We start from the raw sequence: 18,214 nt of genomic DNA, 5'->3' as shown, positions 1-18,214 counted from the left end.
GTGATGGTTTCAGGGCCACCACCATTCGTGTCATCCACATCTTACTGAACGACATTACCTTCACCCAAATCATGGCTCATGTCGCGATAATAAATATGGTCTAGCTCGTTGCCATTTTCTGTATCGTAGAGCCATAGATGGTTGTCCATATCACGTGGGCTTTCACCCCATGTGACCACGATACGCATATCTGTTTCTTCAAGTACTTCAGATATTGCAGTTACGCCACCGTTGGTATCTTCACCAGCTGGAACTAGGAAGCTGCTAGTAATAGAGCCTTCTTGTTCAATAGTAACGGTACCTTGGTCAACAACAGGACCGCTCACAGAGTAGTTACCTGATTGATCGGTCACCGCTGTGTAAGAGTGACCCGCATTGTCGGTTAACGTCACATCCGCACCTGCGATTGGATTGCCAGTTTCAGCATCCAACACGGTACCGGTTACGGTTGTTTCATCACCCGGCTCTCCGATAATTGCGGTCATGTCATCGTCTTCGATGTCAGTCGCGAATTGTAGGAGCTCTTCTTGAGTAATGGTGTATGAGCCATCCTCTTCAATGGTTATCGCCACATCAGCAGAAACAATTGGCGCGTCGTTAACTGGATCAACCGTCAAGCCTAAGTTAGCGGCAATTGGTGTGTCGCCATCGCTGATGCTGTAGGCAACATCGATGTAGCCATTGAAGTTCTCGCTTGGAGTGATTGAGAACGTGCCATCGCCATTGTCGACAATCGTTGCATCGTCACCCACTAAGGTTAAGTCGGAAGCGACAAGCTCATCACCTTCAATATCCGCGGCATTCGCAAGTAACTGCTCCTGCGTGATAGTAATGGTGTTGTCTTCATCAACATTGGCATAAACATCGTCGTTAGTTGGCAGGTCATTAACAGGGTTAACCGTCAGATCGGCGTTCGCCACAATTGACTCAGCACCGTCCGAAATATCAAAGCTTAGGTCGATATCGCCATTGAAGTTAGCATCTGGCGTTACCGTAAAGGTGCCATCGCCATTATCAACAACGGATGCATTGTCGCCTGCGCTTAGGTTGCTTGCGGTCAGGTCATCGCCATCCACATCAGATGCTTGAGATAGCAACTGCTCTTGAGTCAGAGTAATCGAACCATCTTCATCAATGCTGTATGCCAAGTCACCCGATACTGGTGGATCGTTAATTGGAAGAACATCAATGCTTGCCGTCGTGGCCGTCGTTGCACCATCTTCATCGGTCACCACCACATCGAGGCTAACATCGCCGTCGAAGTTTGCGTTCGGTGCAAAGCTGAATGTTCCATCGCCATTATCAGTAAATATACCGTCAGCGCCTGTGTAGTTCACGCTATCAATCGCCACTTCACCTTCAATATCAGAAGAGTTCGCCAACAGTTGCTCTGCACTGATGGTGATAACTTCATCTTCGTTCACTGAGTAGCTGGTAGAACCTGCGATTGGCGGATCGTTCACCTCAAGTACGGTGATTCCTGCTGTGGTCGCTTCTGTTGCTCCTTCTTCATCGGTAACAACAACCGCTAAGCTCACATCACCATTGAAGTTCTCATTTGGTGAGAAGGTGTACGTGCCGTCACCGTTGTCTTCGAATACACCGTCACTGTCTGTGTAAGTCACGCTATCAATCGCAACTTCACCTTCAATGTCTGAAGAGTTGGCTAGTAGCTGTTCGTTACTGATCGTGATTGAGTTGTCTTCATGCACAGTGTACGACGTACTACCCGCCACTGGTGGATCGTTCTCTGGCGTCACACTCACATCAATGTTGGCTTGAACCGTATCTGTGCCATCTGACACATCAAAGCTGAAGTTCACATCACCATTGAAGTTCTCGTTTGGCGCAAAGCTGTAGCTTCCGTCGCCATTATCAGTAAGAACGCCATCAGCACCCGTGTATGTCACACCTTCTACCGTCAGGTCATCACCTTCAACATCCGTTGCACCTGTTAACAGGTCAGCGTCAGTGAAGTTAAGAACCCCATCTTCACCAATAGTGAATGCTTGGTCTTGTGGCTCTGGCGCGTCATTGACTGGTGTTACCGTCAAGTCTAGGCCAGCAGCGACCATCTCTTCCCCATCGGTGACATCGTAACTAAATTCGATATTACCGTTGAAGTTTTCACTCGGAGTAATGGTGAAGCTGCCATCGTCGTTCATTTCAACGGTCGCATTTTCGTCATTAGTGGTTAGATTGATTGCGGATAGGTCATCACCATCAATATCGACAGCGTGCTCTAGCAACTGCTCTTGAGTTAGCGTGATACTGTTATCTTCGGCCGTAACGGCACTGATATCACCATCAACTTCTGGCGCATCATTCGCTGGCGAGATATGAATCGTCACATCTTGCGTTGCCGTTGCGGTGGTGCCCGTATCAACATCCGTTGATGTCGCATTCACGGTTAGAACCACATCACCATTGAAGTCACCTGAAGGAATAAACTCTAACCCTTCTAGCTCACCTGGTTGCAATGACCATGTACCATCACCGTTATCGGTACCTGCAGAAAGCGAGCTGCCTTCTGGTACATCTTCAATCAAGATAGCGAGATTTTCTGAACCATCGGTATCGGTTAACGCCGCATCAATATCCAGTGGTACTGGCGTATCTTCGGTACCAATAATTTGGTAATCCGCATCAGACACTGTGATTTCAATGTTATCGATGCCAAACGACTCATCACTCACACCTTGGTTCAAGGTTGAACCGAAGCCTAACTCAAGTTGACCATCTTCAACTGGTACGGTTAGGTTGATTTGGTGTGCTTGGTCGTTCCAACCACTGAAGCCTTCACCTTGCGACACGCCGTGAACGACTTCACCCACTTCATTGCCCGCTGAATCGTACAACGTTGTCGTGCCATCTTGAGTTTGGAACGCCGAGTTGTCTAACGAAGTAAGCTCTTCGCCGCCGACAAAGATTTGGAATGACTCACCATCCCAAGAATCAATTTCGTAGAAACTGAACGAGATATTAACTTCGCTCACATCACTTGGAATGTCGTAAGTTTTGCTGACTGCTTCATCGCCACCAGTGCCACCAATACGACCTAGCATGTCACCTGATTCGAAGCCTTGTGAGCTTTCAGTGCCCGTATTCCAGCCGTTCGAGCCAGACTCGAAGTTGTCTGAAGCAATCACCAAGTCAGACGCAATCGACAGCTCTGGCATATCAACCACAGATTGAACATCAATCGTCGCATCTGCTGGTACTGTCGCTGTACCGTCATTCACGTCGAAGGTCACATTCACATTGCCATCGAAGTTTTCATTCGGAGCAAAAGTGTAAGTGCCGTCGCCGTTATCAACCAAAGTACCACTATCTGAAGCCACATTTTCAACCGATAGGTTATCGCCATCAATATCGCCTGCATTTTGCAGCAGTTGCTCTTCTGTGAAGGTAAAGCTCGTGTCTTCTTGAGTCACAAACTGTGGCTCACCGACTGTTGGCAAGTCATTGACAGGGTTAACGGTAAGATCAGCCGTTGCTTGAAGCGTCGCATCACCATCGGTAATGTCGAAGTTCAAATCAATGTCGCCATTGAAGTTCGCATCTGGTGTGATAGTAAAGCTACCGTCATCGTTTGCAGTGACGGTCGCATCACCACCAACGGTTAGGTTAGCCGCTGTTAAGTCATCGCCGTCAACATCGCTCGCTTGAGCAAGCAATTGCTCTTGGCTCAACGTAATTGAACCATCTTCGTCCACACTGTACGCCAAGTCGCCCGATACCGGAGCATCGTTCACAGGCAGAACATCAATGTTTGCAGTGGTAGTTGCGGTTGCGCCGTCTTCATCAGTAACGACAACATCCAGGCTTACATCACCGTCGAAGTTTGCGTTCGGTGCGAAGCTAAATGTGCCATCACCATTGTCAGTAAAGATACCGTCAGCGCCTGTGTAGTTAACGCTATCAATCGCCACTTCACCTTCGATATCTGAAGCATTCGCCAACAGCTGTTCAGAACTGATGGTAATCACTTCATCTTCATTCACAGAGTAAGTTGTTACACCTGCGATTGGCGGGTCGTTCACCTCAAGTACAGTAATACCCGCGGTTGTCGCTTCTGTTGCACCCTCTTCATCGGTAACGACAACATTTAGGCTCACATCACCATTGAAGTTTTCGTTTGGTGAGAAGGTGTAAGTACCGTCACCGTTGTCTTCAAAGACACCATTAGCGCCAGTGTAAGTCACACTATCGACTGCCACATCACCTTCAATGTCCGAAGAGTTAGCAAGTAACTGTTCGTCGCTGATGGTAATTGAGTTGTCTTCATGAACGGTGTAAGACGTGCTACCCGCCACTGGTGGATCATTCTCTGGTGTCACGCTGACATCAATGTTGGCTTGAACCGTATCCGTGCCATCTGACACATCAAAACTGAAGTTTACATCACCATTGAAGTTCTCGTTTGGCGCAAAGCTGTAGCTTCCGTCGCCATTGTCAGTAAGAACACCGTCGGCACCTGTGTAAGTCACGCCTTCAACCGATAGGTCATCCCCATCGATATCGGTAGCACCTGTTAGCAAGTCTTCATCTGTGAAGTTCAAGATGCCGTCTTCGCCAATGCTGAACGTTTGGTCTTGTGGTTGTGGAAGGTCATTAACTGGATTAACGGTTAGGTCAGCCGTCGCAACAAGCGTATCTGTACCGTCGCTAATGTCGAACGTTAGGTCAATGTCACCATTGAAGTTCGCATCTGGCGTAATGGTAAAGCTGCCGTCATCGTTAGCAACAACCGTCGCTTCTCCATCAACAATCAAGTTAGAAGCAGTCAGGTCGTCGCCATCTACATCGCTTGCTTGAGAAAGAAGCTGCTCTTGGCTCAAGGTAATCGAACCGTCTTCTTCAACACTGTATGCAAGGTCGCCTGATACTGGTACGTCGTTGATTGGTAATACATCAACCGTAATAAACGTATCAACTTGAGCGCCGTCTTCATCTTGAATGGTCACATCCAATTGCACTTGGCCGTTGAAGTTTTCATTCGGAGCGAAACTACATGTACCGTCACCATTGATAGAGAAGATACCGTCTGGGCCATCGTAATTGATCTCAACAAGCTCAACATCACCTTCAATATCAGAAGCGTTCAGCAGAACTTGAGACTCATTGAAAGTCAGTACTGAATCTTCATCGACGGTGTATGACGTTGGGCCAGCAACTGGCGGATCGTTCACCTCAAGGACAGTTATACCCGCCGTTGTTGCTTCAGTCGCTCCATCTTCATCCGTCACGACAACATCTAGGCTAACTTCGCCATTGAAGTTCTCGTTTGGAGAGAAGGTATATGTGCCGTCACCGTTGATTTCCAGAACACCGTCGCTACCACTGTAAGTCACGTTATCAATTGCGACTTCGCCTTCGATATCCGAAGAGTTCGCTAGCAATTGTTCGTTACTGATCGTAATAGAGTTGTCTTCATGAACCGTGTAAGACGTGCTACCCGCAACTGGTGGATCATTCTCTGGCGTCACGCTGACATCAATGTTGGCGCTTACCGTATCGGTACCATCTGATACATTGAACGAGAAGTTTACATCGCCATTGAAGTTTTCGTTTGGCGCGAAGCTGTATGTGCCATCGCCATTGTCGGTTAGGACACCGTCTGCGCCAGTGTAAGTTACACCTTCAACACTTAGGTCGTCTCCTTCAATGTCCGTTGCACCTGTTAATAGGTCTTGATCATTGAAAGTTAACACGCCATCTTCGCCGACTGTGAATGCCTGGTCTTGTGCTTCTGGACCGTCATTCACTGGTGAAACTGTTAACTCTAGATTGGTAGAGACAACATCATCACCATCAGACACATCAAACGTAAAGCTCACATCGCCATTGAAATCAGCATCTGGCGTTAATGTGTACGTACCATCACCGTTGTCTGTGATAGTTACGCTGTCATCATCAGTCGCTAAGTTAAGCGCTGTTAGTTGGTCGCCATCGAGATCTCGAGCATTAGCTAACAAATCTTCTTGCGTAATGGTGATAGAACCATCTTCTTCTACTGTTGCTGCAACAGGCAGCGCTTCAGGTGCGTGCTCAATGTGCGCGCCTGTCGCATTAATGTAGATGGTTTGAGAGACCGTTTCAGAATCATCATTCGATAGCTCTGTTGCGGTTGCGGTTACATGAACTTCAAGCTGTTCGTTGAAGTCTTCTGGTAACTGGATTTGTAGTGAATTTTCGATAGCCGTTGTCGGTAAGTTCACCGTACCATCAGGGCCAACGGTCACTTCACCGCTGTAGATTTGGCTGTTCACTTCACCCACATCGATTGTGAAGTTGAAATCTGTGTAGTCAGCATCACCGCCGCCATACAAATCTTCAAAGCCGTAAACCAGCTCGCCGTCTTCATTAACCGTCGTGCGAGTATGTTCGATACCATCTTGGTTTAGCTGAGAGCTTGAACCACCATGGAAGATCGCGTCACCATTCTGGCCTTGAATCACAGTCTCGGTTCCATCTGCCGCAACAAAGACAAGTTGAGGATCAACCGTATCCATGTTCGCAGGCGAACCATCCTCAGCACGGAACTCGTACTGACCGTCTTGCATCGCATCAAAGTCGTTGTGCTGATGTCCGTTTGGAATCAAGAACAGGTTAAAGCTCTCACCTTCCTCAACTTGGAAGCTGAACTGATCTTGCCCAGGGACAAGGTCACCGCCGCCACCCACTTGTGATGCATTCTCGTAGACAACTTCAACACCTGTGATGTTGCCGTCTTCATCGACTTTGTAGTAACCCGCTGCATTTTGGTATCCCGCGGTTTCGCCTTCAAACGTTACTGTGATTTCAGTATCGTTATAACTGGTGATACCGTTTTCTTGGTCATTCAGAACGCCTTCATTATCGTATTGAATAACCGAACCTTCTGGAACACCATCTACTGTTACCGTCAGTGTTTCTGATAGATCTTGGTCTACTAGCGCAGCCGCAATATTAAGCTCAACAATGCCGCCGGGCTCAACCAAAATAGCTTGGTCATCAACGTTAACGCCGTCGCCATCGGTTATCACAAGATCCGGCGCATCCGCAACTGCTTCAATATGAACGTTAAGGTCTTGTTCAACCTCATCCGTACCGTCTGTCACAGTAAAGCTGAACTGCAGATCACCACTGAAATGCTCTTCAGGAACGAAGCTAAACGTGCCGTCACCATTGTCGGTGATTGTGCCTTCATCGCCAGAGTAATTGATGCTAGTAACGCTGAGGTCGTCGCCATCAAGATCAATCGCACCGCTCAACAGATCTTCTTGAGTGAACAGGATGCTGCCATCCTCTTCAATGTGGTACATTCCTGGGGCAACAATTGGAATGTCATTCACCGGATTAACGGTCAATGTCATATCATTAGACGTGCTCAGCTCACCGTCGCTCACCTCATAGGTGAATGCAATATCACCATTGAAGTTCTCTGAAGGTGTCACGGTGTACGTGCCATCACCATTGTCTACAATGCTGGCATTTGGATCGTTAGTTTCAAGCGCGCTTGCAAACAGCTCATCGCCATCTTGGTCGCTCGCGTTCTCCAACAACATTTCTTGTGTAACGAGGATTGAACCATCTTCGTCGACATCTGCCACCATTGGCGTCGCTTCTGGCGCATCGTTGACGAACTCAACTTTTAGGTCGATGTTTGCGGCAACCACATCAGTGCCATCGCTCACATCAAATGCTAAGTCAACGTTACCGAAGAAGCCCTGCTCTGGTGTTAATGTGTATGTTCCATCGCCATTGTCTGTTACTTCTACCGTTTCGCTTGCGCTCGTTACATTCACAACTGACAGTTCATCACCTTCAACGTCTGTCGCTTGTGCCAGTAATTCAGCTTCGGTAATAGTAATCGCTTGACCATCTTCCGTAGCGAAAGACATGTCTGGAACGTCTGGCGCATCGTTGATTGGATTTACGGTTAAGTTGAGGTCGGCAGCCACGGTCTCAATCGCGTCAGTGACATCGTAAGTAAATTCAATCTCACCAAAGAAGTCTGCACTTGGTGTGATAGTGAAACTACCGTCTGAGTTTTCGACTATCACAGCATTTGGATCGTTGGTCGCAAAGTTAACCGCTTCAAGGTTATCGCCATCCACATCGGTTGCATTCGCTAACAGATCCTCTTGAGTGATAGTGATTGACCCATCTTCATCAACAGCGGCTTCAATTGGGCCACTAACCTCTGGGCCTTCATTGACAATTTCAACGTCAACTCTTGCAGTACTTGGCGCGCTTGCTTGACCATCACTGATATTGAAGGTCAGATTCACTTCACCAGAGAAGTTCTCTGCAGGTTCGAAGGTAAAGGTATTATCACCGTTATCCGTTAACGTACCTTGCGTTTGGTCTGCAAGTAATAGGTTTTCGACATGAAGAATGTCGCCATCAACATCGGTCGCACCAGACAATAGGTCTTTCGCTTCGATGATCATGGAGCCGTTTTCAAGCATTTGGGTATGCAATGGCTCGCCCGGAACCGGTACATCATTGACAGGTACAACGGTTAGGTCTAGGTGCGTTGCAACTTCATCAGTACCATCAAACACCTTGTAGTCGATGTCGATTTCACCATTGAAGTTTTCATTCGGCATGAAGGTAAACGTACCATCGCCGTTGTCGACCAAGTCACCGTTATCACCACCGTAAGTGATGTCAGAAATAGACAGCGTATCGCCTTCCACATCTGTGGTGTTCGCTAGCAAGTCATCTGCACTGAACGTGATACCTTCATCTTCATCTGTCGATAGAACAATCGGGCCAGAAACGATTGGCGCATCATTTACTGATTCGAAGTTGATGTTGATGATGTTGCTGTCTGTCAGCTCACCATCCGTAACTTGGTAACCGAGTTCGATTTCACCATGGAAGTTTTCATCCGGTGTTACCGTCCAAGTGCCATCACCATTATCGGTGAGTGTTGCATGCTCTGAGTTTTCACCCACTAGCTCTAGATTTTCAATATCAAGGTCGTCGCCATCAATATCAGATGCTTGCGCCAGTAGTTGCTCTTCGGTAATTACAACCGAAGCAAACTGGGCAGAACCATCGGTATCGACAGTAATATTCGGAAGATCAGCCGTTAGTTCGATTTCGTTGTCACCCGCATGGATATTCAACTCAACCGTTTCAGTAATCTCTGAGCCATCTACACCAATCGATGTAAACACAGCTTCATCATGACAAGTTTGTGACACTGTCATGTTTTGAACCACGTAAGTACCATTACCTTGCACTGTACCCAGTTCAAAGTAAGACACTGGTTGGTCAACGGTTAGCGTGTAGTCTGTCTCGAAAGTACCACGGTCTTCTTTGTGGTAAGTCATCGAGTCAATTAGGTCACCGTCCTCATTGAACGCTTTGATTTCTACTTCTGTAAAGTGACGCGATTCTTCCATGAACCAACCACCTAAACCATCTAGGTGGAAACTGATTTCATTGATGTCTTGACCTTCAACTGAAATAGTCAGTTTTTCATCACCACTCAACCCTTGGCGATCGGTATCACCAAGGCCGTGACCTATGTGGGTGTTACCATTCCAAGCACCAAGCGGATCATCGTTACTTTGAACCGTAACCGTTAAATCACCATCCGAGAACTCACGAGTGTAAGGGTCAACTTCTGTACCCCAATCGTCTACGCTAGCGTTATCGTCGAAGGTACCAATTTGCGTAGTATGTGTGCCTTCAGCAAGAGCCCCCTCACTTGGAACAAAGCGTACTTCTGTATCAGCCGGTACTTCTTGCCCTACTTCCAGCACCACCCACTCATCATTAACATTCGCTTCAATGATGCCGTTTTCTGGCGCTTGGTCTAAACGTAGTGCAGGTTCTTCACGAAGCGTCACACCAACCGTTTGATCTTCTTGCGCTTGGATGAAGATCTCTTCGCCCGCTTCTGGCGCATCATTAACTGGATTAACCGTTAGATCGAGAGTGGTCAGAACTTCATTGTCAGCATCATTGATGCTGTATGTGAAGTCCAACTCGCCATTGAAGTTTTCTGTGTGCGTGATGGTGAATGAACCATCGTCATTCGCAACAATCGTCGCGTCAGGATCGTTAGTTTGTAGGTTAGTTGCCGTTAGCTCATCACCCTCAACATCGGTCGCATTCGCAAGTAACTGCTCTTGAGTAATGGTGATTGAATTATCTTCGTCGACTTCAGCCTGAATACCAGATGTTTCAGGGCCGTCATTCACAGCAATAACATCAATGCCCGCTGTCGTTGTCGCCGTTGCACCGCCTTCGTCAACGACGACAACATCTAGTGAGATGTCTCCGTCGAAGTTTTCATTTGGCGTGAAGGTGTAGGTGCCATTACCGTTATCAACGAACGAACCGTCGTCACCAGTGTAACTAACACTTGATAGAGCGACATCACCTTCAACATCGGAAGAGTTCGCTAATAGCTGCTCATCACTGATGGTGATTTGGCCATCTTCTTGCACTGTGTAAGAGGTTGAGCCCGCTACTGGCGGATCGTTCTCTGGTGTTACGCTAACATCGATAACCGCAGCCGTTGAACCTGTACCATCAGAGACATCGAATGAGAATTGAACATCACCATTGAAGTTCTCGTTTGGTGCAAAGCTGTAAGTACCGTCACCGTTGTCACTCAGAACGCCATCTGCACCTGTGTAAAGTACGTTTTCAATCGATAGCTCATCACCATCAATATCCGATGCTCCAGCAAGTAGGTCTTCATCGGTAAACAGTAATGTGCCATCTTCTTCAATCGTGAACTGTTGATTTTGCGCTTGTGGCAAGTCGTTCAGTGGATTAACTGTGATATCTAGGCCAACTTGAACCTCACCACCATCGTTGTCGATGATGTCGAAGCTTAGATCTAGGTCGCCGTTGTAATCAGCGTCCGGTGTAATGGTGTAGCTACCATCGTCGTTTTGTTCGATGGTCGCGTTTTCATCCGTAGAAAGGTTAATAGCTTCTAGGTTCTCGCTATCAATATCACCAGCTCGCGCCAATAACTGATCTTGGCTTAGTGTGATGGAGCTGTCTTCGTTGATGGTGTAAGCCAAATCGCCCGATACTGGTGGATCGTTAATTGGCAGTACATCAACATTAATCTGTGTCTCTACCGTCGCGCCATCTGCATCTTGAATGGTCACACCCAGTTGAACCTGACCATTGAAGTTTTCGTTTGGTGCGAAGCTGCATGTACCATCACCATTTACCGTGAAGATACCGTCTTCACCATCGTAATTGATGCCGACTAGCTCTACATCGCCCTCAACGTCTGAAGCATTCACTAGAATCTGAGATTCGCTGAATGTAAGAACGGAGTCTTCATCAATGGTGTAAGACGTAGGCCCTGCAACAGGTGGATCATTCACTTCTAGAACGGTAATACCCGCGGTGGTCTCATCAATCGAACCGTCTTCATCAGCAACAATAACGTCAAGGCTGATATCGCCACTGAAGTTTTCATTAGGAAGGAAGGTATAACTGCCGTCACCATTATCTTGGAACACACCATCTGTGCCGCTGTAAGTTACGCTGTCAATCGACACTTCACCTTCAACGTCAGAAGAGTTTGCTAGCAACTGCTCATCAGAAATTGTGATGGCATTGTCTTCGTTGACCATGTACGAGGTTGAACCCGCAACTGGCGGATCGTTCTCAGGAGTCACACTGACGTCAATGTTAGCGCTGACCGTTTCTGTACCATCAGACACATCGAAACTAAAGTTCACATCGCCATTGAAGTTTTCATTTGGCGCAAAGGTATAAGTACCATCACCGTGGTCGGTCAGTACGCCATCACCACCTGTATAGCTAATACCTTCAACGGTTAAGTCGTCGCCATCAATATCGGTGGCACCGGTAAGTAAGTCGGCATCTGTAAATTGCAGCGTACCGTCTTCTGCAATACTGAATTGTTGGTCTTGAGGAACCGGCAAGTCATTAACTGGGTTAACAGTAAGATCGGCGGTTGCTTGAACCGTGTCAGTACCGTCAGTGATGTTGAATTGAATATCAATGTCACCATTGAAGTTCGCATCTGGAACGATGGTAAAGCTACCATCGTCATTGGCGGTTACTGTTGCGTTACCATCTACCGTTAAGTCGCTTGCGGTTAGATCCTCACCCTCAACATCCGACGCTTGAGACAACAGCTGTTCTTGGCTCAATGTGATTGAACCATCTTCGTTAACGTTGTAAGCCAAATCACCGGATACTGGCGCATCATTGATTGGCAGTACGTCAACATTGATGACGGTTTCAACCTCTGCACCATCTTCATCACGAATGGTGACATCAAGCTGAACTTGGCCATTAAAGTTCTCATTCGGAGCGAAGCTACAAGTGCCATCACCATTTACTGAGAAGATACCCTCAGGGCCATCGTAGCTAATACCAACAAGCTCAACATCCCCTTCTACATCTGAGGCATTCAGTAGCACTTGTGACTCACTGAAGGTCAGTACTGAGTCTTCATCAATGGTGTAAGACGTTGGGCCTGCAACCGGCGGATCGTTCACTTCAAGAACATTGATCCCCGCAGTCGTCGCGTCGGTCGCACCATCTTCATCAGCAACAACCACATCAAGTGCAATTTCACCGCTGAAGTTCTCATTTGGCGAGAAGGTGTAAGTGCCGTTACCATTGATTTCAAGGACACCGTCACTACCAGAGTAAGTCACGCTGTCTATCGATACATCACCTTCAATATCTGAAGATGTTGCCAATAGTTGTGCATCAGAAATGGTAATCGAATTGTCTTCATTCACCGTGTAGGACGTTGAACCCGCAACTGGCGGATCGTTCTCAGGAGTCACGCTAACATCAATGTTTGCAGACACGGTATCTGTACCGTCTGACACATCGAAGCTAAAGCTTACATCACCATTGAAGTTTTCGTTTGGAGCAAAGCTGTATGAGCCCTCACCCAAGTCAGTCAGTACGCCATCAGTCCCTTCATAAGTGATACCTTCAACCGTTAGGTTATCGCCTTCAACGTCTGTAGCGCCTGTAAGCAGATCCGCGTCTGTGAACAGTAAAGTACCGTCTTCTGCAATACTGAACTGTTGATCTTGAGGTACTGGCAGGTCATTAACTGGGTTAACGGTTAAGTCTGCAGAGGCTTGAACCGTATTAGAGCCATCTGAGATATCAAAGCTGATATCGATGTCGCCATTGAAGTTCTCATCTGGCGTGATGGTGAAACTGCCGTCATCGTTAACTACAACCGTCGCATCACCGCCAACTGTAAGACCACTAGCAGTTAGGTCATCGCCTTCCACATCAGATGCTTGAGACAGTAATTGCTCTTGGCTTAGACGAATCGAACCATCTTCGTCGATTGAGTACGCGAGGTCGCCCGATACTGGCGCATCATCAACCGCAGTCACACTCACATCAATGTTCGCTGACACCGTATCGGTACCATCTGACACATCAAAACCGAAGTTTACGTCGCCATTGAAGTTCTCATTCGGAGCAAAGGTGTAAGTCCCGTTGCCGTTGTCGGTAAGAATACCGTCGCCACCATCGTAGGTCACGTCTTCAACAGTAAGGTTATCGCCTTCAATGTCCGTTGCACCTGTTAACAAGTCTGCATCAGTAAAGATAAGCGTACCGTCTTCTTCAACGCTGAACTGTTGATCTTGAGGCACTGGTAGGTCGTTTACTGGGTTAACGGTTAGGTCTGCAGAAGCTTGAACAGTATTAGTGCCATCAGAGATATCGAAGCTGATATCGATGTCACCATTGAAGTTCTCATCTGGCGTAATCGTGAAACTGCCGTCATCGTTAGCTACAACCGTCGCATCACCATCAACGGTTAGGCTGCTTGCAGTTAGGTCATCGCCTTCAACATCAGATGCTTGAGAAAGCAATTGCTCTTGGCTTAGACGAATCGAACCATCTTCATCGATTGAGTACGCTAGGTCGCCCGATACCGGCGCATCATCAACTGCAGTTACGCTTACGTCGATGTTTGCAGAGACCGTATCGGTACCATCTGATACATCAAAACCGAAGTTTACGTCACCATTGAAGTTTTCGTTTGGAGCGAATGTGTACGTACCATTACCGTTATCAGTAAGAATACCGTCGCCACCGTCGTAGGTCACACCTTCAACCGTAAGGTTGTCGCCTTCAATGTCCGTTGCACCGGTTAACAGGTCGGCATCAGTGAAGATTAACGTACCATCTTCTTCAACGCTGAACTGTTGGTCTTGTGGTACTGGCAGGTCATTAACTGGGTTAACCGTTAGATCTGCAGAAGCTTGAACGGTATTGATGCCATCTGAGATATCAAAGCTAATATCGATGTCACCATTGAAGTTCTCATCTGGCGTAATCGTGAAGCTGCCGTCATCGTTAGCAACGACGGTTGCATCACCACCAACCGTTAGGCCGCTGGCCGTCAGGTCATCGCCTTCTACGTCAGATGCTTGAGAAAGCAGCTGTTCTTGGCTCAAACGAATCGAGCCGTCTTCGTCAATTGAGTAAGCTAGGTCACCTGATACTGGCGCATCATCAACCGCCGTAACACTCACATCAATATTCGCAGAGACCGTATCGGTGCCATCTGACACATCAAAGCCGAAGTTTACGTCACCATTGAAGTTCTCGTTCGGTGCAAAGGTGTAAGTACCGTTACCGTTGTCGGTCAGGATACCTTCGCCACCATCGTAGGTCACACCTTCAACCGTTAGGTTGTCACCTTCAATGTCAGTAGCGCCTGTTAACAGGTCTGCATCGGTAAAGATTAACGTGCCGTCTTCTTCCACGCTGAACTGTTGATCTTGAGGAACTGGTAAATCATTAACTGGGTTAACAGTTAAGTCTGCAGAGGCTTGAACTGTGTTGGTGCCATCTGAGATATCGAAGCTGATATCGATGTCACCGTTGAAGTTCTCATCTGGCGTGATCGTGAAGCTTCCGTCATCGTTAGCAACGACCGTTGCATCACCGCCAACTGTAAGACCACTAGCAGTTAGGTCATCGCCTTCTACGTCAGATGCTTGAGAAAGTAGCTGTTCTTGACTTAGGCGAATCGAACCATCTTCATCTACTGAATAAGCTAAGTCACCCGACACTGGCGCATCATCAACCGCTGTCACGCTCACATCAATATTGGCAGATACTGTATCGGTGCCATCTGATACATCAAAACCAAAGTTTACATCGCCATTGAAGTTCTCGTTTGGTGCGAAGGTGTATGTACCATTACCGTTATCAGTAAGGATACCGTCGCCGCCATCGTAGGTCACACCTTCAACCGTTAGGTTGTCACCTTCGATGTCCGTTGCGCCAGAAAGAAGATCAGCGTCGGTGAAGACAAGAGTTCCGTCTTCCTCTATTTCAAACGTTTTATCTTCAGGAACAGGCGCGTCATTAATAGGACGTACCGTTAAATCAATTGCGCTACTAATCGTTTCTTGGCCATCACTGATGTCGAAAGTAAGGCCAAGTTCACCATTAAAGTCAGATGAAGGAACAACGGTGAAAGTACCATCACCATTATCTTGAACGGTTGCATCTGCACCAACTTGAACGTTGGAAGCAACAAGCTCGTCCCCATCTACATCACTTGCGTATTCGAGTAATTGTTCTTGAGTGAATGTTATGGAGCCATCTTCATCTATGATGTAAGCCAGATCTTGTTCAGCTTCTGGCGCATCATTGTCACTTTCGACTTTGATTTTGAACGTTTCGCTTACTGTTTCAGAATCAAAGTCATCTTCTACTTCGCTGATGGTCTCTTCGTCAGAAGCTTGAACATCAACTGCAAATGTCTCTTCTACTGTTTGTGAATCTAGCTCATCACCAACTTGTTGGTCATCCGACTCTGAAGATGTCTCACTCGGCGCTGCTGAAGTACGTGCAGCTTGGCCTTGTTCTTCATTACCTTCAGCGTCTGCTCCACCTGTCGCAGACTCTGCGTTATCGCCACCTACTGCTTGAGCGCCAGCACCCGCTCCGCCACCACTGCCAGCAGCATTGTCCGAGCCAGCTTCCGAAGCCGCACCACCGACTACATTGGATTGTGCTGCGTCCGAATCTCCATCGCTTTCTGGCGTCTCTTCTTGAACAGCCGCACCAGAAGCCGACGCATCTTCAGCATTACCTGCGCCACTCGGATTGTCTTCTAAAGCCTGATTAACCTCGTCGGCCGCATCCGTGTTTTCAGCACCCGTCGCTATTGTCGACGCAATCGTATTTTGTTGATTTTGTTGATTCTGCTGCTGGGAGGGCGTACCCGCGTCGTTCGTGTCCGTTTGTTCTACCGCGTCATTGAGATCTTCATTTTGGTTGTTTTGGTTATTTTCGCCTGCCATTACAGCCTCCGTTGCTACTAGCTAACTGATCGTATTTAGAGGCATTAAAGGACACCATTTTGAAAAACCAAGTTTTTATACAACATTTTTCATATTTTTCTTTTTATGCATAAAGAATCAAAAAAAATTTGAAAACTACCTTTAAACATCCTTAGTTATTGTGATTAAAGCAATTACGGCGGTGGAATGATGATAGACATGACGAGTTTGCTGCGTTCAATCGACAACAACCACAAAGGGCTTCAATTGCTATTAGGCGATTTTTATAAGGACTTTTCAGACGCAGCGATCAACATAGAAATGCTTCATAAAAGTGACCGTTTTGATGAGCTCAACAACTACTCAAAGAGATTAAAGACCATCTTAACTTTACTGTGCGATCAAGACTTGCCACCCAAAATGGCCAAATTGGAACATTTGAGTAAGCACGAATTCCCTGCACCAGAAGATCTTTTAGAGGATGTAAAAACTGAATTGCACAACGTCAATCGACAAATCAATCACTTGTTGGACATTAAGGAAGTAATAGATGACAAGTCATCGAGGTAGTCATGAGCAATAACCAAATAGAACATCACTTAAGAAAAGCGCTCGTTTCTAATAATGAGGCTTCTAAGGTCACAGCTGATGACACCATTGTGCTTGCAAGTGCCATGACCAGTGTTCACAAAACGTTGCTCATCATATTCCTACTCGCTTTAGTCGCTATCGCCGTGGCATCACAAGCGCGTATAGACATCGTCGTTTCTGTACGTGGTGAACTGTTGTTGGAATCTGACGTTGAGAAGGTGCAACACCTAGAAGGCGGCATATTGGAAGAGATGTTAGTCCGAAAAGGAGAAGTCGTTTATGAAGGACAGCCGATCGCACGAATTCGCTCACTAGACCGCAACACACAACTCGATACCGTGAATACTGAGATTATTCAGATAGAGCTCGATAAGATTCGTTATGAAAGCTTACGCGACATGGTAGAACCCAACTTCGCTTCTTATATCGAAAAATTTCCAGAACAAGTTCAGGTCAACATGAATACATGGCGACAAGAGTTCTCTAAAAACCGTTCAAATGAAGAGCTCATTACCCACGATATTAAACACAAAAACTCCCTGATTAAATCAATGCTTAAGCGTCGTAAAAGTTCAGAGAACCAACTATCGCTCATTCGCAAACAACTCAACATCAAAAATACGCTTTATAAAGAAGAGATGGCGTCTTATGTCGACGTCCTCAACATGAAAGTACAAGAATCCAATATGGTACGTGAGATTGAGAACCTTGATGAGTCGGTCATGAACGAACGTTTTCAGCTCGACAAACTGGAAAAACAACACCGTGACTTAGTTGAGAATCGAAACTCTGAGTATCAAGCGCAAATCATTCAAGCGAATAAAGACCTAAAGCTGAAGCGAATCTTACAACCGCAGCATTCCGACAAGGTTGATCGCCTAGTTGTCTACTCTCCGGTGGATGGTGTGGTCGACAAACTGCACTTCAATTTCCGTTCGGCTGTGATTCCGCCAGGTGAGAGTATCGCCGATATTGCACCGATCAATAACTCCCTTCACGGTGAAGCGAAGATCCCACGTAAAGACATGGGATTTGTCGAAATTGGTCAGGCAGTGAAAGTGAAAATGGATACCTATAACTTTGCAAAATACGGGTTTGTTGAGGGAACCATCGCCTCAATCAGCCGTTCATCATACGAAGAAGAAGACGCTGAGTTCTATTTAGCAGAGATTGAAATTGACCGAAACTTTCTTGAACGAGGAGGCACTCAATACAAATTATCACCTTATATGGAATTTACCGCCGATGTAAAAACAGGCTCGCGTCGCGTGATCGAATACGCAGCGAAGCCGGTGATGTCAGCCATCGAAGATGCTTTCGATGAGAGGTAA

Annotated in this window: 3 protein-coding genes; 2 read left to right on the top strand and 1 reads right to left on the bottom strand. The window is 46.9% G+C overall.

What is annotated here, in order from left to right; genetic code table 11:
• Positions 1–41: 41 nt before the first annotated feature.
• Positions 42–16,313, bottom strand: a complete 16,272-nt coding sequence (locus OCU90_RS19220; RefSeq protein ID WP_240513390.1) for a tandem-95 repeat protein — start codon at positions 16,311–16,313, stop codon at positions 42–44.
• Between the two features lie 186 nt (positions 16,314–16,499).
• Here OCU90_RS19220 and OCU90_RS19215 point away from each other — a divergent pair, with 186 nt between their 5' ends.
• Complete coding sequence (locus OCU90_RS19215) at positions 16,500–16,862, top strand: hypothetical protein (RefSeq protein WP_017092940.1); 363 nt, start codon at positions 16,500–16,502, stop codon at positions 16,860–16,862.
• Between the two features lie 2 nt (positions 16,863–16,864).
• A complete protein-coding gene (locus OCU90_RS19210; RefSeq protein WP_004730526.1) occupies positions 16,865–18,214 on the top strand; it encodes an HlyD family type I secretion periplasmic adaptor subunit in 1,350 nt (449 codons plus the stop codon).

Origin of the sequence: Vibrio splendidus, from assembly GCF_024347615.1 — a bacterium.
Classification (GTDB): Bacteria; Pseudomonadota; Gammaproteobacteria; order Enterobacterales; family Vibrionaceae; genus Vibrio; species Vibrio splendidus.
The sequence above is the reverse complement of the archived record's forward strand: the minus strand, read 5'-3'. Positions and strand labels throughout refer to the sequence as shown.

Excerpts from the sequence above, each read along its gene's own strand:
- OCU90_RS19220 (WP_240513390.1), bottom strand. The coding sequence starts at position 16,313 with ATGGCAGGCGAAAATAACCAAAACAACCAAAATGAAGATCTCAATGAC.
- OCU90_RS19215 (WP_017092940.1), top strand. The coding sequence starts at position 16,500 with ATGATGATAGACATGACGAGTTTGCTGCGTTCAATCGACAACAACCAC.
- OCU90_RS19210 (WP_004730526.1), top strand. The coding sequence starts at position 16,865 with ATGAGCAATAACCAAATAGAACATCACTTAAGAAAAGCGCTCGTTTCT.